This is a genomic window from Ferdinandcohnia jepli (assembly GCF_047246645.1).
Lineage (GTDB): Bacteria > Bacillota > Bacilli > Bacillales > Bacillaceae_L > Ferdinandcohnia.
In genome coordinates this window covers 106,615-123,350 of the sequence record NZ_JBFOKR010000012.1, presented here as the reverse complement: position 1 = coordinate 123,350, position 16,736 = coordinate 106,615, and the positions used below count along the sequence as shown (strand labels likewise).

At 35.6% G+C, this 16,736-nt stretch carries 18 protein-coding genes; 13 read left to right on the top strand and 5 right to left on the bottom strand.

Going from position 1 to position 16,736, the window contains the following annotated elements:
- The first annotated feature begins 32 nt into the window (after positions 1-32).
- Positions 33-1,367, top strand: coding sequence for a type I glutamate--ammonia ligase (gene glnA, locus AB3M96_RS14275; protein ID WP_412968298.1), 1,335 nt, complete (start codon positions 33-35; stop codon positions 1,365-1,367).
- A 118-nt stretch (positions 1,368-1,485) separates the two neighbouring features.
- Here glnA and lexA read toward each other — a convergent pair whose 3' ends face one another.
- Complete coding sequence (gene lexA / locus AB3M96_RS14270; RefSeq protein ID WP_412968297.1) at positions 1,486-2,109, bottom strand: transcriptional repressor LexA; 624 nt, start codon at positions 2,107-2,109, stop codon at positions 1,486-1,488.
- 484 nt (positions 2,110-2,593) lie between these two features.
- On the opposite strand from lexA, the gene AB3M96_RS14265 reads away from it, so the two are divergent.
- The 6 genes from AB3M96_RS14265 (at position 2,594) to AB3M96_RS14240 (ending at position 9,626) form a co-directional block, all read left to right on the top strand.
- Positions 2,594-2,824, top strand: a complete 231-nt coding sequence (locus AB3M96_RS14265; protein ID WP_412968296.1) for a DUF896 domain-containing protein — start codon at positions 2,594-2,596, stop codon at positions 2,822-2,824.
- 134 nt (positions 2,825-2,958) lie between these two features.
- Entirely contained in the window at positions 2,959-4,965 is a 2,007-nt protein-coding gene (gene tkt / locus AB3M96_RS14260; RefSeq protein WP_412968295.1) for a transketolase, read from the top strand.
- Positions 4,966-5,208: 243 nt separating this feature from the next.
- Positions 5,209-5,649, top strand: coding sequence for a sporulation inhibitor of replication protein SirA (sirA, locus tag AB3M96_RS14255; protein WP_412968294.1), 441 nt, complete (start codon positions 5,209-5,211; stop codon positions 5,647-5,649).
- An 88-nt stretch (positions 5,650-5,737) separates the two neighbouring features.
- Entirely contained in the window at positions 5,738-5,962 is a 225-nt protein-coding gene (locus AB3M96_RS14250; RefSeq protein ID WP_412968293.1) for a YneF family protein, read from the top strand.
- A 128-nt stretch (positions 5,963-6,090) separates the two neighbouring features.
- Positions 6,091-7,839, top strand: coding sequence for an ABC transporter transmembrane domain-containing protein (locus tag AB3M96_RS14245; protein WP_412968292.1), 1,749 nt, complete (start codon positions 6,091-6,093; stop codon positions 7,837-7,839).
- A 2-nt stretch (positions 7,840-7,841) separates the two neighbouring features.
- A complete protein-coding gene (locus tag AB3M96_RS14240) occupies positions 7,842-9,626 on the top strand; it encodes an ABC transporter ATP-binding protein (RefSeq protein ID WP_412968291.1) in 1,785 nt (594 codons plus the stop codon).
- 25 nt (positions 9,627-9,651) lie between these two features.
- Here the strand turns inward: AB3M96_RS14240 and AB3M96_RS14235 are convergent, their stop codons facing one another.
- The gene (locus AB3M96_RS14235; RefSeq protein WP_412968290.1) at positions 9,652-9,828 is read right to left on the bottom strand and encodes a Spo0E family sporulation regulatory protein-aspartic acid phosphatase; all 177 of its coding nucleotides are present in this window, start codon (positions 9,826-9,828) and stop codon (positions 9,652-9,654) included.
- Between the two features lie 501 nt (positions 9,829-10,329).
- On the opposite strand from AB3M96_RS14235, the gene AB3M96_RS14230 reads away from it, so the two are divergent.
- The 3 genes from AB3M96_RS14230 to AB3M96_RS14220 all read left to right on the top strand — a co-directional run bounded on the left by AB3M96_RS14230 (position 10,330) and on the right by AB3M96_RS14220 (position 12,131).
- Positions 10,330-11,037, top strand: coding sequence for a cytochrome c biogenesis CcdA family protein (locus AB3M96_RS14230; RefSeq protein WP_412968289.1), 708 nt, complete (start codon positions 10,330-10,332; stop codon positions 11,035-11,037).
- A gap of 175 nt (positions 11,038-11,212) precedes the next feature.
- Complete coding sequence (locus AB3M96_RS14225; RefSeq protein ID WP_412968288.1) at positions 11,213-11,572, top strand: response regulator; 360 nt, start codon at positions 11,213-11,215, stop codon at positions 11,570-11,572.
- Between the two features lie 85 nt (positions 11,573-11,657).
- Complete coding sequence (locus tag AB3M96_RS14220) at positions 11,658-12,131, top strand: CcdC family protein (RefSeq protein ID WP_412968341.1); 474 nt, start codon at positions 11,658-11,660, stop codon at positions 12,129-12,131.
- Between the two features lie 101 nt (positions 12,132-12,232).
- Here AB3M96_RS14220 and AB3M96_RS14215 read toward each other — a convergent pair whose 3' ends face one another.
- On the bottom strand, positions 12,233-12,664 hold the full coding sequence (locus AB3M96_RS14215) for a DUF2621 domain-containing protein (RefSeq protein WP_412968287.1): 432 nt from the start codon (positions 12,662-12,664) through the stop codon (positions 12,233-12,235).
- A 167-nt stretch (positions 12,665-12,831) separates the two neighbouring features.
- Between AB3M96_RS14215 and AB3M96_RS14210 the strand changes: the two genes are divergently transcribed.
- Complete coding sequence (locus AB3M96_RS14210; RefSeq protein WP_412968286.1) at positions 12,832-14,094, top strand: SpoIID/LytB domain-containing protein; 1,263 nt, start codon at positions 12,832-12,834, stop codon at positions 14,092-14,094.
- 55 nt (positions 14,095-14,149) lie between these two features.
- On the opposite strand, the gene AB3M96_RS14205 is transcribed toward AB3M96_RS14210, so the two are convergent.
- Entirely contained in the window at positions 14,150-14,551 is a 402-nt protein-coding gene (locus AB3M96_RS14205; protein WP_412968285.1) for an Hsp20/alpha crystallin family protein, read from the bottom strand.
- A 143-nt stretch (positions 14,552-14,694) separates the two neighbouring features.
- On the opposite strand from AB3M96_RS14205, the gene selA reads away from it, so the two are divergent.
- Positions 14,695-16,101 carry an L-seryl-tRNA(Sec) selenium transferase gene (gene selA, locus AB3M96_RS14200; protein WP_412968284.1) on the top strand — a complete coding sequence of 469 codons (1,407 nt, stop codon included), beginning with the start codon at positions 14,695-14,697 and terminating at the stop codon, positions 16,099-16,101.
- A 53-nt stretch (positions 16,102-16,154) separates the two neighbouring features.
- Here selA and AB3M96_RS14195 read toward each other — a convergent pair whose 3' ends face one another.
- Positions 16,155-16,298 (bottom strand): small acid-soluble spore protein P, encoded by a 144-nt coding sequence (locus AB3M96_RS14195; RefSeq protein ID WP_412968283.1) that lies wholly within the window; start codon positions 16,296-16,298, stop codon positions 16,155-16,157.
- A 125-nt stretch (positions 16,299-16,423) separates the two neighbouring features.
- On the opposite strand from AB3M96_RS14195, the gene AB3M96_RS14190 reads away from it, so the two are divergent.
- Positions 16,424-16,678, top strand: a complete 255-nt coding sequence (locus AB3M96_RS14190; RefSeq protein ID WP_412968282.1) for a hypothetical protein — start codon at positions 16,424-16,426, stop codon at positions 16,676-16,678.
- The last annotated feature ends 58 nt before the right edge of the window (positions 16,679-16,736 follow it).

Here is a 16,736-nt window from a genome sequence, read left to right as displayed (position 1 = left end):
TTACTTTAATTTTTGTTTAGGGGGAAATGTAGATGGCAAAGTATTCAAAAGATGATATTTTTCGATTAGCTAGTGAAGAAAACGTAAAGTTTATAAGATTACAGTTTACTGATATTTTAGGAACAATTAAAAACGTTGAAATTCCTGTAAGTCAACTTGAAAAAGCATTGAGCAATAAAATGATGTTTGATGGTTCCTCAATTGAAGGATTTGTTCGTATTGAAGAGTCCGATATGTACTTATTTCCAGATTTAGATACTTGGGTTATCTTTCCGTGGACTGCAGAAAAAGGTAAGGTTGCTCGCTTAATTTGCGATATTCACAATGCTGACGGAACTCCGTTTAGTGGTGACCCTCGTAATAATCTTAAAAGAGTATTAAAAGAAATGGAAGAATTAGGATTTACTGACTTTAACCTTGGGCCAGAGCCAGAGTTCTTCTTATTTAAACTAGATGAAAAGGGAGAACCAACTCTTGAGTTAAATGATAACGGTGGATATTTTGATTTAGCCCCTACAGATCTAGGTGAAAACTGTCGCCGGGATATCGTATTGGAGTTAGAAGAAATGGGCTTTGAAATTGAAGCATCTCACCATGAGGTTGCGCCTGGTCAGCATGAGATTGACTTTAAATATGAAAATGCACTAAAGGCTTGCGACGAGATTCAAACATTTAAGTTAGTTGTAAAAACAATTGCTCGCAAACACGGTCTACATGCTACATTTATGCCTAAGCCTTTGTTTGGAGTAAATGGTTCAGGTATGCACTGTAACGTTTCATTATTCAAAGGTAGTGAAAATGCATTTTTTGACCCAAGTGGAGAACTGCAATTAAGTGAAACAGCTAAGAACTTTATTGCCGGAATTTTAAAGCATGCTCCTAATTTCACTGCAGTTACAAACCCAACTGTTAATTCATATAAACGATTAGTGCCTGGTTATGAAGCTCCTTGTTATGTAGCTTGGTCTGCTCAAAATAGAAGTCCGCTTATCCGTATTCCTGCTTCACGCGGATTAAGTACACGTGTTGAGGTGCGTAGTGTTGACCCTGCTGCAAACCCATATATGGCAATGGCAGTTTTACTTGCTGCTGGTCTTGATGGAATAAAGAACAACCTTACACCGCCGGCTCCGGTTGATCGTAACATCTATGTAATGAATAAGGCAGAGCGTCTAGAAGCTGGAATTGTGGATTTACCAGCGACTTTAGCTCAAGCGTTAGATCTATTAAAAACGGATGAAGTGCTTGTCAATGCACTTGGGGAACATTTGTTCGAACACTTTGTAGAAGCAAAAGAAATTGAATGGGATATGTTCCGTACACAAGTTCATCCTTGGGAACGTGAGCAATATATGTCTATATATTAAGATTTAAAACCCTTGGTGCTATATGCTTCAAGGGTTTTTATGTAGTCCAAATCACTAGTGATATTGTGATAGTCAAGATTAGAAAAAAAGCCACTTCAAATGAAGTGGCCTTTACAATTTAATGTACTGTTCTATATACCCCGATAACCTTACCAAGGATGGATACATTTTTTAAGATAATGGGTTCAAGCATTGAATTTTCAGGTTGTAAGCGAATGTGGTCTTTTTCTTTAAAGAAGCGCTTTACTGTTGCTTCATCGTCCTCTGTCATAGCGACAACGATATCACCATTATTTGCTGATTGTTGTTGTCTAACAATTACTAAGTCTCCGTCTAATATGCCTGCTTCAATCATACTGTCACCCATGATTTCCAACATGAATATTTGATCATCATGAGCAGCAAAACGATCTGGTAATGGAAAATATTCTTCAATGTTTTCAACTGCTGTAATAGGTTGTCCAGCAGTAACTTTACCGATTACTGGAACATTAATAACTTTACTTGTCGGTATTGATTGTGACTCATCCTCATGGAGGATTTCAATAGCACGAGGTTTTGTAGGATCTCTTCTAATTAATCCTTTGCTTTCAAGTCTAGCCAAATGCCCATGTACTGTTGAACTGGAAGCTAGACCTACTGCCTCGCCAATTTCTCTAACAGAAGGTGGATAACCTTTTAGTCTTACTTCTTCTTTTATGTAGTTTAAAATGTCTTGTTGTCTTTTTGACAGTTTTATCATACTATTCAACCCCTCGCTCCGCCTTAAATTGTATGTATTTGTATATTCGTTCAAAGCCTTATGTAAAGCTTAGTATCAAAGGCTTGTTCCTAACAGTAACTTTACAAAGATTATAGCATGCAATATAAAAAAATACAAACATAAGTTCGAAATTTATGTTGACACAAAACATTTGTTCGGTCTATAATAATTTTATAAAATACGAACAAACATTCTATAGGAGTGATTTTAATATGATTAAAAAATTACAAGGTGGATTTATCTATTATGTTTTATTTGTTGTTTTAAGTATGAGTATGGTATTTTTAACTGCTAATTAAGGACTTATACATATATAGAATGAGTCAGTGACTTTATAAAAATTTAGATCGGACAAATGTTTTTGAGAGAGTATACTATAATGATAAAGCGGAATACTTGTAAAATAACTCTTCATCTAGTACTATGGAAAATGATTTAGAAGAAGATAATAAGGAGTTATTTTATGCTTTCGAAAGAAAAGATTGATCGAATTAATAGTCTGTCTAAAAAAGCGAAGACAACCGGTCTTACCGATAAAGAAAAACAAGAACAACAGGAATTAAGACAAGAGTACTTACGAGTCTTTCGTAGTTCAATGACAAATACACTACATTCAGTCAAAGTCATTGATCCAGAAGGAAAAGATGTTACTCCTAAAAAGTTAAAAGAAAGTAAGAAAAATAGGTTACATTAACAAGAATACATAGATATCTATGTATTCTTTTATTTTTTGTACATACTATTTGTGAATAGCACGTTATTCAATTTAGAAACAAGATCAATATGTTATGTACGACTAAGAAATACTTTGAAAGGATGTAACTACCAATGACTCATTCAATAACTGATTTATCAATTGCGTCAATACGTACACTGTCCATAGATGCTGTTGAAAAAGCAAATTCTGGACATCCGGGCATGCCTATGGGAGCGGCACCAATGACATACGCTCTCTGGACAAAACATATGAATCAGAATCCAACTAATCCAAATTGGTTTAATCGTGACCGCTTTGTATTATCTGCTGGTCATGGTTCAGCCCTCTTATATAGCATGCTTCATTTATCTGGGTATGACCTCACGTTAGAAGACCTTAAGCAATTTCGTCAATGGGGAAGTCGGACTCCAGGACACCCAGAGTTTGGGCATACTTCAGGTGTAGATGCAACAACAGGCCCACTTGGCCAAGGTATATCTATGGCAGTAGGAATGGCGATGGCTGAAAGACATTTAGCATCTACTTATAATAAAGATTCTTTTGAGTTAGTTAACCACTATACATATGCAATTTGTGGTGATGGGGACTTAATGGAAGGTATATCAGGTGAGGCTTCTTCACTTGCTGGACATTTGAAGCTCGGTCGATTAATTGTGTTGTACGACTCAAATGATATTTCGCTTGATGGAGATTTAGATCGTTCATTCTCTGAGTCAATTGAACAGCGTTATAAATCGTATGGCTGGCAATATATTCTTGTTGAGGATGGGAATGATGTAAATGCTATAGACCAAGCGATCCAAGAAGCCAAAAGTGATTTAAATCGTCCAACAATGATTGAAATTAAGACTACGATTGGCTATGGTTCTCCTAATCGTGCAGGAAAATCTAAGGCGCATGGTGAACCGTTAGGAGCAGATGAGTTAAAACTTACTAAAGAGGCGTATAATTGGACGTTCGAAGAGGACTTTTATGTACCTCAAGAAGTGTATGCTCACTTTGATGAAGTCATAAAGAAAGCGGGTCAACAAAAAGAAAATGAGTGGAGTCAATTATTTGATCAATACAAAGAAAAATATCCAGAGTTAGGAAAACAACTAGAATTGGCAATCAGTGGTAGCCTTCCGGAAGGCTGGGAAAAGACATTACCTGTATATGAAGAAGGTAAGAGTCTAGCTACACGTGCTTCTTCTGGTGAAGTGCTAAATGCCATTGCAAAAAGTGTCCCTCAATTCATAGGGGGTTCTGCTGACTTAGCTGGTTCTAACAAAACAATGATTACAGGTTCTCCAGATTATACTCCTGATGATTATAGTGGAAGAAATATCTGGTTTGGTGTTAGGGAGTTTGCGATGGGTGCTGCTCTAAATGGAATGGCGCTTCATGGAGGAGTAAAAATATTTGGAGGTACATTCTTTGTATTCTCAGATTATTTAAGGCCGGCAATCCGATTAGCTGCACTCATGAAACTACCTGTAACATATGTGTTTACTCATGATAGTATTGCTGTTGGAGAAGATGGACCTACGCATGAACCTGTTGAACAATTACCTGCGTTACGAGCAATGCCTAATTTATCGGTAATTCGTCCTGCGGATGGGAACGAAACAGCTGCTGCTTGGAGAACAGCATTGGAATCAACGAAGGTTCCAACAGCTCTGGTTCTAACTAGACAAAATTTGCCTACAATTGCTGGAACTTCTGAAAATGCCTATGAGGGAGTACAAAAAGGTGCATATGTTATTTCGCCTGCAAAATCAAATCAACCGGACGCATTATTGTTAGCGACTGGATCTGAAGTAAGTCTTGCAGTAGAAGCGCAGACAGTACTAGCAAACGAAAACATTGATGTATCAGTAGTCAGTATGCCTTCTTGGGACCGATTTGAAGCTCAACCTAAGGAATACAAGGATTCAGTTATCCCGAAAAGCGTTAAGAAACGTCTCGCGATTGAAATGGCTTTTCCTTTAGGATGGGAGCGTTATACTGGAGACGAAGGTGAGGTTCTTGGTATCACACAATTTGGTGCATCTGCTCCCGGGGAGATTGTTATGAAAGAATATGGTTTCTCAGTTGAAAATGTTGTAAAACGTGTGAAGGGACTTTTAGGGAAATAGTTAGTTATTCATTTCTTGAAAAGAGTGTGAATTCGTAATTGAATTCACACTTTTTATATTACTTGGAGGAAAGCTTCATTGGACAAAAACATTACTTTACTCAATATAAAAGCCTTTCGACAAAAAAAGACGTCTCTTTCTCCGGATTAAGACAAAAAAAGTATGCACTTTCCTCTATACTATTTTTAACGTTGAGCAGTTGGGTACAAGCCCTACTAATAGGTAGATATAGGAGGAAAGAGTATGAGAGACTATCACATATACTTAATTGAAGAAGAATTTGCAGCACACTACTTCGGTCGAGAATCACTAATCTATCATTTATTTCAAGATCATAATCAAGCAAAATCAAATAGAAAAGAAACCTTATCAAAGCAGATTGACTTTATAACTAAATCAATACCGGCATTGCGTATTCAACAAACAATTGAATCGAATCTATCCCGCTACTCTTCCTACAAGGTAGATAGTAATAAACATACACTCGAATGGAATGAATTTACGAGCTATGCAAAGCTTACAATACATAATCAATATATACATTTAGAATCTTCCGGAAGTTATGAAGCGGAAACTGCTTTCTTTGAAATATTACGAAAATTTGACCGGTGTTTTTTAGCGATGGATTTTAAGTCAAATAAATACGGTTGGTTAAATCCAATTAGAGAGCGAAAGTTTATTTAAAAATAGCTATGAAATCATAAAACAAATATTGTATAATAACTTAGGGTTTAGTACACTGTAATGTAGACAACATGAAGGAGGAAGTATTATGCAAACGTGGTTAGCCATTCTACTTATTGTGGTAGCTTTACTTGCTGGTGTTGCGCTAGGATTTTTTCTAGCACGTAAATACATGATGAGCTACTTAAAGAAAAATCCACCGATCAATGAGCAAATGCTAAAAGTTATGATGATGCAAATGGGTATGAAACCATCTCAAAAGAAGATCAATCAAATGCTAAAAGCAATGAACGGCCAAATGGATAAGCAATAAGATCGGACAGGCACTCTCTATGGGGTGCTTTTTTCTTTGAGATAAATTGATAGACTTTTTCATCTTTCCAGAATTTTATAATTTTGGTAAACTAGTTAGGCACTTATATAGTTTGGCGGGGGATAATAATGAAGATTTTTGCAGATTTAATGTGGTTTTTTAAACAGGAAAGGAAATCATATCTTACTGGTATATTTCTGCTGTTGCTTGTAGCTTTATTGGAGCTTGTGCCACCAAAGGTTATTGGAATGATGGTTGACTTTATCGAGCAAGGAACGCTTTCAAGGGAAGTTTTATTTAAATGGTTGGGGCTACTCTTGTTAACAGCATCTATGACTTATGTACTTCGTTTTTTTTGGAGGATTATGATTTTTGGCTCGTCTGTAAAGTTAGCTAGATTATTACGTAATCGCTTATTTGAGCATTTTACAAAGATGTCCCAGGCATTCTATCAAAATAAAAGAATCGGGGACCTTATGGCGCACTCGACAAATGACTTGCAGGCAATTCAGCAAACTGCTGGTTCAGGGGTATTAACTTTAGTAGATTCTCTTGCAACTGGAGGATTAGTTCTTCTCACAATGGCTTTCACAATAAATTGGAAGTTAACCTTGATTTGTTTAATTCCATTACCATTTATGGCACTATCAACAAATTACTATGGGTCTTTATTACATAAAAGGTTTCACAAAGCACAGGAAGCTTTTTCAAGTCTAAATGAAAAAGTACAAGAAAGTGTTAGTGGTATAAAGGTAATAAAAACATTTGGACAAGAGGAAGAAGATATAGAGTCATTTCGAAAGCAGTCTGATGATGTTGTAACAAAAAATTTAGCTGTAGCTAAAGTCGATGCATTATATGATCCGACAATCTCACTTATTGTAGGCTTTTCCTTCTTCTTAGCTATCGTATTTGGATCTCGTTTCGTGATTTCGGGTGAAATGACCTTAGGTGATTTAGTTTCTTTTACTACATATTTAGGATTGTTGATTTGGCCACTATTAGCCTTTGGCTGGTTGTTTAATATTGTGGAACGCGGTAGAGCATCTAATGATCGTGTTACGAAGCTATTATCAGAGCAGATTGATATTAAAGATAATGCAGGTGCTGTTGAAATTACCCCAGTGGGAGATATTACATATGCCATCTCTCATTTTTCCTATCCAGGAGAAAAAACGCGAGTTTTACAAAATATAAGGTTCCAACTTTCACGTGGAGAAACACTTGGAATTGTAGGGAAAACAGGAGTAGGAAAGACTACACTATTGAAATTACTTTTCCGAGAGTTTGAAGGGTATGAAGGGACTATTTCAATTGGGAAAAAGAACATAAAGGATTATAAATTAGAGTCTTTGAGAAAAGGAATTGGATACGTACCGCAAGATCATTTTCTTTTTTCAGCAACAGTTGCTGATAATATTGCGTTTGCCAAACCAGACGCTACTATGAGTGAAATTATAGGGGCAGCAAAACTAGCAAATATCCATGAAGATATCCTCCAATTTACTGATGGTTATGAAACTATAGTTGGAGAACGTGGTGTTTCCTTATCCGGAGGCCAAAAACAACGAATTTCAATAGCAAGAGCTTTGCTAGTTAACCCGGAAATATTAATTTTAGATGATTCGTTATCAGCTGTTGATGCCAAAACAGAGGAAGCTATCTTAAGGTCCTTACGTGAAAATCGAGAAGGGAAAACAACGATTATCACATCACACCGGTTGAGCGCTATTCAGCACGCCAATCATATTCTCGTTATTGATGACGGAAAAATTTTGCAACATGGTACACATGATGAACTTATGAATCTAGAAGGCTGGTACCGTGATATGTATCATCGTCAACAGCTTGAATCACTCGTTGAACACGGAGGGTAGACATGGAAAAGAACATAAAAAAAGAACAAAGACGTGTTTTAGTAAGACTACTTTCCTATACGAAGTCTCATATTAAGGAATTCTCCTTTGCATTTACATTATTACTTATTGCAACGTTAGCAGATATACTCGGGCCAATCTTAATAAAAATCTTTATTGATGATTATTTAACACCTAGACATTTGCCTTTACAGCCTTTAATGATCCTAGGTGGTACGTATCTCATTATTCATTTTACGAAGGTTATTCTTCAGTATTTTCAACTAGTTAAGTTTCAGGAGATTGCCCTGAAGATTATACGAGAAATGAGAATAGAAGTGTTCTCAAAAGTACAAAAGCTAGGCTTAAAATACTTTGACAAAACTCCCGCTGGAAGTATCGTTTCTAGAGTCACAAATGATACAGAGGCGATAAAGGATATGTTTGTAGAAGTAATTGCAACATTTGTTCAAAATGGCGTCTTTTTAGTTGGAATATTCATTGCTATGTTCTACTTAAATGTGAATCTAGCACTCTTCTGCTTAGTATTAATTCCGTTAATTTTTATATTAATGCAAACTTATCGTCGCTTTAGTTCCAGGTATTATCATGATATGAGAGAAAGAATTAGCCAGTTAAATGCCAAGTTAAATGAATCTTTGCAAGGAATGGCAATTATTCAAGTATTTCGACAGGAGAAAAGGTTACGCAAAGAGTTTGAAGAAATTAATGAAGCACACTATCAAGCGGGTGTGAAAAATATTAAGCTTGATGGACTTTTACTACGACCAGCAATTGATTTTCTGTATGTCTTAACGATTATTTTAGTACTTAGCTTTTTTGGTATTTCTGCGATGGAAAGCCCAATCGAAATTGGAGTATTATACGCCTTTGTAAACTACTTAGAGAGATTTTTTGAACCGGTTAATAACATGATGATGAGACTTTCAATTCTACAACAAGCTGTTGTTGCGTCACAAAGGGTATTTGACCTACTGGATAATGACGAATTAGCACCACAAGGAATTGGAAATGAGAATCCAATTATCGAAAAAGGTGAAATCGAGTTTAAAAATGTCAGTTTTTCATATGATGGGAAACGTGATGTATTAAAAAACATCTCGTTCTCTGCTAAAAAAGGTGAAACAGTGGCGTTGGTTGGTCACACAGGTAGCGGTAAAAGTTCAATTATAAATTTGTTATTACGTTTTTATTCAATTGAGCGTGGTGATATTTTACTAGATGGAAAATCAATTAAGACTTTCAAAGATCAACAATTGAGAAATAATATTGGGTTGGTTTTACAGGACCCTTTCCTATTTGTTGGATCGATTAAGGATAATTTACGTTTAAACGACCCAACTATTACTGACCGAGAAATAGAAGATGCTGCAAAGTTTGTTCAAGCTGATTCATTTATAAGAAAACTAGATGACGGATATGATCATAAGGTTGTTGAAAGGGGAGCTACTTTCTCAAGTGGGCAAAGACAATTATTAGCCTTCGCACGTACAATTGTAACAAACCCTAAAATTCTTGTATTAGACGAGGCAACTGCAAACATTGATACAGAAACAGAGGAAGCAATCCAAGAGGCACTTGAAAGAATGAGAAAGGGTCGAACAACAATTGCAATTGCACACCGTTTGTCAACTATACAAGATGCCGATTTGATCTTAGTGCTTCACCAGGGTGAGATTGTCGAGAGGGGAACACATCAGGAATTGTTGGCGCAACAAGGTTTGTATTATAAAATGTTTTTACTTCAGAATGGAAGTGTGGAAAAAGTACAAAATGCGGTAATGTAATGATAATTCCCTTAAAAGAAGCCTCTCATGAATTTGAGAGGCTTCTGACTGATTTTCCAGCAATATTATATTGATTAAGAAGGTCGTCCAAATCTTGACTGATTTTTATCGTTGGAGTAGCGTTTAGACCATGTTTAAAAACAATTTCGATAAGTTCTGCTCGCTTTTGTTCAATCAAAACTAGTAGTTGATCATTTGACACGAGGACCTTGTCCTTTCTTTATGTTGTAATAGGTAATAATAATATTTCTATTTTTGATAACTTATGTTAGGGTTATCAAGTCCAGCTCCAGCACCTAGCCCCTCGAGGTCGCTTCACCCCTCCAGCGGCGGCTATAGCCTCCTCGTCAGGGTTCCGACGCACAGGACGTGCTAGTGCCGACGTTGCCACAGGAGACGTGGCGACATTAGTCGGCCAGCGCTTGTCGGACTTGCACAGGATGTGCTGACATCGACGTTCGCCACAGGACGTGGCGGCTATTTAGTCGATGTTCCTTTTTTTAAAGGTGCTTGCGCTTTTATATTTAAATCGGTAATTGATAGTATAACATATAATGGCAATTAAATGGGAAGTGGAATGGATATGGAAAAATATACAAGGTTTCCATAGTAGTAATGACACAAAACTGTCAAACAAAAGATTATGCTATCGATAGTATCTTTGCTAGAATTAGAAGTAACAATTACATTAGGGGCTGTTTGTATGACAGATGTAAATATTCTATTGGCTTTAGGTGCAGGTTTCTTATCGTTTATCTCACCTTGTTGTCTGCCGTTATATCCAGCTTTTTTATCTTATATAACGGGAGTTTCGGTAAGTGAATTAAAACAGGATAATGCTATGCTACAAAAAAGAAGCATTCTACATACAATATTCTTTTTAATTGGTTTTTCAAGTATCTTTGTAATGTTAGGTTTCGGTACTTCTTTTATTGGGAAATTATTTAGTGAGTATCAAGATTTAATACGGCAGCTTGGTGCCATACTAATCATTTTCTTTGGATTAATTGTAGTTGGTTTATTAAAACCGAAACTTTTAATGAAAGACCGTAAATTTGAATTTAAGAATCGTCCAGCTGGATATATAGGTTCAATTTTTATTGGTATGGCTTTTGCTGCAGGTTGGACACCGTGTACAGGTCCAATTTTAATGTCGGTCATAGCACTAGCGGGATCAAATCCTGAATCAGGCATGCTATACATGATTGCATATTCCTTAGGGTTCTCTATCCCATTCTTAATTCTTTCATTTTTCATTGGACGTTTACAATGGATCCGTAGAAATAGCATGAAAATTGTTAAAATCGGTGGTTACGCCATGATTATCATGGGGGTTATTTTGTATTTTGACTGGATGACAAAAATAATTGCTTATGCTTCTGCATTATTTGGAGGATTTACAGGTTTTTAATCGAATATATAATATAGCATTATTAGTTTTATTCCTCACACAGGGAGGAAGCTATAATGGTAAGGTGAAATGGGAAGAATAGGTAGGTGTTGAATACCTTTCTAATCCTAGATTGTGCAACAATTGAACAGTAGAGACAAGAAGGTACTGTTCATAGATTAAGGAGGTTTCAAAAGTGGCAAGAATTCTAATAGTAGATGATGCGAAATTTATGAGATTGACCTTAAAAAATATATTGGTTAAAGCAAATCATGAAGTGATTGCTGAGGCTGAAAATGGAAAAGAAGCAGTACAGAAATTCAATGAGTTAAAACCAGATATCGTAACGATGGATGTTACAATGCCGGAGATGAATGGTTTAGATGCTCTAAAAGCAATAAAAGAGAGTGATCCACAAGCAAAAGTAATTATGTGTTCCGCAATGGGACAACAAAAGATGGTTGTTGAAGCTATCTCCGCAGGTGCAAAGGATTATATTGTAAAGCCGTTCGATGACAGCAAGGTAATTGATGCAATAAATAGAGTACAACGGTAAGAATAAAACCATTTAAGAGGTGATTTCTTAAATGGTTTTTTTATGTTACTATCGAAGTAGTTAATTAGCTTATGAAAAAGGATTGATTCGTTTGGCAATCGCTTCATCTATAGTCGCTATTATTATGGCGATATTTGTTACATTTTTACGTTCAAAGTCTTCTCAAAGACCCGCCTCTATAAAGAAAATTATTTTACCTCCGATTTTTATGAGTACGGGTGCCTTAATGTTTGTGCATCCGATGTTTCGGGTAACACCCTTAGAAATTGTCGAGGCAATTACAGTAGGTATGTTATTTTCATTATTATTAATTAAAACGTCATCGTTTGAGATAAAAGGAAATGATATTTATCTAAAAAGATCAAAAGCATTTATGTATATATTAATTGGTTTATTGGCTTTTCGGATTATTTTAAAATCAATATTAAGCACTACTATAGACATTGGGGAGCTTAGTGGTATGTTTTGGATACTTGCCTTCGGAATGATTGTTCCGTGGAGAATTGCAATGTTTGTTAAATATAAAAGACTCGCCGCTACATTAGTTAATGGGAATTAATAAAAAACTCGGTACATAAACAACATCTAACGAAGAAGAGTGTTGTTTGTAGCCGAGTTTTTTTATTACAAAATGTATTAGTATTACATTATTCAGGTTTTTTAAAATAATTCCTTATAAGGCGCTATATCAATTTGTTTTTCATGTAATGTTTTTAACAAAAATTTATGGTCGCGCTTAGGAGTAGCGACTATATATCCTTTTACGACAAGGTCTTGTGAAATTGTTTTTGCTTTCTCCTGTAGAGCTAGTTCCCCTATTTTCCCTGCGATTTTCTGTCTAGCAACGTCCCGGAAAAGTTCTGGGACAGGTTTCACTAGGTCTTCCAGCAATTTCTTTTCTTCGTCAGGCCATAAATGACGAGTTTTTTCTATGTAATAATCCTGCCAATCTAATTCAGATTTACCATCTTCTTTAGGAAGTTTTTTTAAGAATTTGCGGAACATAAAGAAGCCGCCAATTCCCAGCATTGTTATGAAAAATACTACCCATATTAGGATAAACCATAAAAACCATCCAGTTAACTGCTGCATATATTGTCACCTCAATGCTTTATTATACCTTACTTTGTATGTGTTTTGAACTAGTTTAGTTTGGAGAATCTCTAATTTTTATTATAGAATATAGTGCTACAAAAATACTGTTGAATAGATATCCTATTTTCACACATATCCAGCTCTTTCAAGGGAAATCTATAAGTATGAAAAAAATACTGTTATTTGCAATGATATTTGTATTTGGAATGAATGTAGGTACTGGTAATGCAGAGAACTTGGTTCGTGTTCGCCTTGAAAACTTCATAGGTGAAACAAACAAAGTAGATTTTTACTTTTCTGGTGACTATTTTACACTTGACCCTACCTTAATACTAGAAGAAGGAGTGAACTATTGTTTAACGGTAAAGAATGGAACGCTATACATCAAAGGTGGCGGGGTAAAGCAAAGGGTAGACGAACCATTTCTATTAGTTCCCAGAGATTATAGTGAAAAGAATAAAGTTACTTTAAATGAACGTCCTTACTTAGGTGCAATGGAGTTTCAACTAGAAAATAAGCATCACATACGTCCTGTAAATCAACTTCCATTAGAGGATTATTTAAAGGGAGTTGTACCACTTGAAGTATTTCCGTCTTGGCATATCGAAGCATTAAAAGCACAAGCGTTAGCTGCTCGGACTTATGCTGTTAGTCATCTTAAGGAAGATATGGATGATACAACCTTTTATCAGGTATACGGTGGATACGCATGGAATGCTCGTACAACCAAGGCTGTTGAAGATACAAAAGGCCAGGTGATTACGTATAAAAATAAATTAATTGATGCATTCTACTCTGCTAGTAATGGTGGGAAAACAGAGAACAACACGAATGTATGGGGCGGGGATTCAAGATCATTCTATCCAATAAAAGACGATCCATACGATCCTGTACATCCTTGGGAATTCACCCTTAAAAAATCACAAATTGATTTAACCAAAATAGACTTCAATATAGATGAATCATGGGAACTATTAAAGGAAAAGGATTCAGAGATTACATCTATTATGAAGAAGTCAATTAATAGACAAGGCTACCCGGGAGATATTGTTATTTTATCTATCCCGAAATTTGAGTTATCAAACGATAGATTTAGTTCTGATCGTTCTATGAAAGGCTCAATTGAAGTTGAATTTTTACAAAGATTACTGGATGACACAATTCTCCTTGGAACGATTAACCTGGATAATGTCAATTTAAACAGAATTCGTCCAATGATTGGTGGCAGTATTTTTAAGAGTTATTATATTGAATCACTCGAGGATGACGGTACTAAATATACAATGAAAGGTAGAGGGTATGGACATGGAGTTGGTATGAGTCAGTGGGGCGCAAGCCGAATGGGCGAGCAAGGAAAGAACTATAAAGAAATTGTCCAATTCTACTTTCCAGGCACAACAATTACCACATTACCAGTTACTAAATAAAATGAAGTTTCATGTAGGCTAAACTAATAATACGAGAAGAAAGTCCTGTATAGAATTACAGGACTTTTATCTTTATATGCTTTTTCTTTTTACTTCGTTTAGTATGTTTATTAATAAAAATCTCTAGTATTTCATTTCGAAATAGAGCTTTTATTTTCATCTTCTCTAAATCGAAAGGTAGAGTAACAATTCTTTCCGCTATTACTTTATTTGTAGGAGGTTCGCTGCTCTCTAAAATCTGAATATTGATTGTATCATTTTTTAACTTGAGATTGATTTGGTTCGGAAGATAACCTGTTAATTCAGCCTCAACAATATACTCATCTTGTGTTTCAAATAAATCAACTCTAAATTGATACGAATCAAGCGGACTTGTAAAAGGGTCATCAAAAAATTGTCTCATCCAATCCTCTAAACCTTCTATTGGTAATGGCTTGGGATTATCAAAATTATTCATTTGCATAGACCTCCATTAATTTCTATATTCAGGATATTCAAAAATTATTAATTCGTGTTAGGACAAACCGAACAAACTTATTTGAAAATCTAATGCATTCATGTCAGAATAAAAGCTAAATAGGAGCGTTGGAGGAAACTGTTATGAAGGATGATGTTCGGTATCTCCCTGCTATACATGAGTTGCAAAACCATAAGAACTTTCGAGAAATTGAAACCAATTATGGAATAAGGGAAGATGAGGTTACAAGGATATTACGAGGTATAATTGATAAAATTCGAAAGCAAATTTTAGAAAATAATTGGGAAGAGAGTATGCATACAAAACAGGAGTTTATAGAATATATCTTCCGTATGCTAAACTCACACGTAAAAGATGCAACAGACCTTTATTTAAAGACTACCATAAATGGTACTGGCACAGTTCTACATACAAATCTTGGACGGGCTAGACTAAGTGAAGATGCTGTAAGGCATGTCAATAAGGTTGCACAGGGTTATTCAAATCTTGAATATGATTTAGCTAAAGGGGAAAGGGGTTCACGCCATTCTATTCTAGAAGAGACCATTAAGCGATTAACAGGTGCAGAAGCGGCAATGGTCGTCAATAATAATGCTGCTGCTGTATTTTTAATATTACGCGGACTTGCGGAAAACAAGGAAGTTGTAGTGTCGCGCGGTCAATTGGTTGAGATAGGCGGTTCGTTTCGTGTATCTGAAATCATGGAAGAAAGTGGTGCCAGATTAGTTGAAGTAGGTACGACAAACAAAACACACCTGTGGGACTATGAACAAGCTATTTCTGAACATACCTCTATGATACTTAAGGTACATACTAGTAATTTCAAAACAATCGGCTTTACGAAAACTGTTGAAATATCTGAACTTTTATCTCTACGTAAATATAAAGAAGATATCATTATTTATGAAGATCTAGGTAGTGGTGTTCTTTACAAATTTAAGGAGCATGGGATTGGCGATGAGCCAACTGTAAAACAAGTGTTAGACCAAGGAGTGGATATAGTCTCATTTAGTGGAGATAAACTTCTAGGAGGTCCACAAGCGGGAATAATTGCAGGAAAAAAAGAACTAATTTCTCGTTTGAAAAAACACCAGTTAGCACGTGTGCTGCGTGTAGATAAAATGACTTATGCTGCACTTGAATCGACTCTGCTTTCTTATTTAGGTGATAATGTTTATGAAATTCCAACGATAAGGGATATTCTTCTAAGTAAAGAAGAAATCTATGAAAGATGCTCTCGATTTAAAAATGATTTACATGAAATTACTACTAATTTTGATTCTAGCATAATGGAAGATGCTTCTACCATTGGTGGTGGAACTATGCCTGGAGTTGAAATCCCAACGTATGTAGTCGTTTTAACACATAAAACAAAGAGTGCTGAAGAAATTTCAAAACAGTTAAGAACATACTCTACTCCGGTAATTGCCAGAGTTAAAAACGAAAAGGTACTTCTGGATTTCCGTACTATTACTATATCGGAAATAAAAGTAGTAGTAGAAGCTTTCAAAGCTATTGATATAGATTAATGTGTGTGGAATATAGGATGAAAAAGCCGCCTTTGCGGCTTTTTGTGTTCCTTTTACATATCATGTCCAGAGTTATTCTTTTGTCTTGTATGATTACGATTTTTTACTTTTTTTGAGCCGCTTAATGGTTGAGGTTGGTTACCTTCATTTTGGCCGCCGTTTGCTCGAATGTCTTTAAATGTATTTTTTTCTCCCATCTCTTATCCCCCCTTATATGTATTAGGATAATGTTTTTCCACTTTTTTATGCGAAAAGTGACTGAATGATTTTATGGAAAAAAGGTAAGCTATTATTGAAATTCATCCTAGAGGGAGATGACATAATGCCTTATCACAAAAACAAGCAACAAGCCTTTCAGGCTGCGCAACAAGGAACTGAGCAGGCTAGAGATGTTTATGAAAATATTGTTAAAGATGATCCAGATTATGGTGTTCACTTAAAGCGGTTGAAAAATGAAGTGAATGAAGCGTACCAACAAATTGAAAATGCACTTGAGGTTGCTTCAGAACATCAAAAAACTCAACTAGAACAATTTCAGAATGATTTACAATCCATTATGAATGAGGTTAATGAATAATTGGATAAATAAAGTAAGCCCGCATCAAAGCGGGCCTTTATTATTTCCAACATATTAA

Excerpts from the sequence above, each read along its gene's own strand:
- glnA (WP_412968298.1), top strand. The coding sequence starts at position 33 with ATGGCAAAGTATTCAAAAGATGATATTTTTCGATTAGCTAGTGAAGAA.
- lexA (WP_412968297.1), bottom strand. The coding sequence starts at position 2,109 with ATGATAAAACTGTCAAAAAGACAACAAGACATTTTAAACTACATAAAA.
- AB3M96_RS14265 (WP_412968296.1), top strand. The coding sequence starts at position 2,594 with ATGCTTTCGAAAGAAAAGATTGATCGAATTAATAGTCTGTCTAAAAAA.
- tkt (WP_412968295.1), top strand. The coding sequence starts at position 2,959 with ATGACTCATTCAATAACTGATTTATCAATTGCGTCAATACGTACACTG.
- sirA (WP_412968294.1), top strand. The coding sequence starts at position 5,209 with ATGAGAGACTATCACATATACTTAATTGAAGAAGAATTTGCAGCACAC.
- AB3M96_RS14250 (WP_412968293.1), top strand. The coding sequence starts at position 5,738 with ATGCAAACGTGGTTAGCCATTCTACTTATTGTGGTAGCTTTACTTGCT.
- AB3M96_RS14245 (WP_412968292.1), top strand. The coding sequence starts at position 6,091 with ATGAAGATTTTTGCAGATTTAATGTGGTTTTTTAAACAGGAAAGGAAA.
- AB3M96_RS14240 (WP_412968291.1), top strand. The coding sequence starts at position 7,842 with ATGGAAAAGAACATAAAAAAAGAACAAAGACGTGTTTTAGTAAGACTA.
- AB3M96_RS14230 (WP_412968289.1), top strand. The coding sequence starts at position 10,330 with ATGACAGATGTAAATATTCTATTGGCTTTAGGTGCAGGTTTCTTATCG.
- AB3M96_RS14215 (WP_412968287.1), bottom strand. The coding sequence starts at position 12,664 with ATGCAGCAGTTAACTGGATGGTTTTTATGGTTTATCCTAATATGGGTA.
- AB3M96_RS14210 (WP_412968286.1), top strand. The coding sequence starts at position 12,832 with ATGAAAAAAATACTGTTATTTGCAATGATATTTGTATTTGGAATGAAT.
- AB3M96_RS14205 (WP_412968285.1), bottom strand. The coding sequence starts at position 14,551 with ATGAATAATTTTGATAATCCCAAGCCATTACCAATAGAAGGTTTAGAG.
- selA (WP_412968284.1), top strand. The coding sequence starts at position 14,695 with ATGAAGGATGATGTTCGGTATCTCCCTGCTATACATGAGTTGCAAAAC.
- AB3M96_RS14195 (WP_412968283.1), bottom strand. The coding sequence starts at position 16,298 with ATGGGAGAAAAAAATACATTTAAAGACATTCGAGCAAACGGCGGCCAA.
- AB3M96_RS14190 (WP_412968282.1), top strand. The coding sequence starts at position 16,424 with ATGCCTTATCACAAAAACAAGCAACAAGCCTTTCAGGCTGCGCAACAA.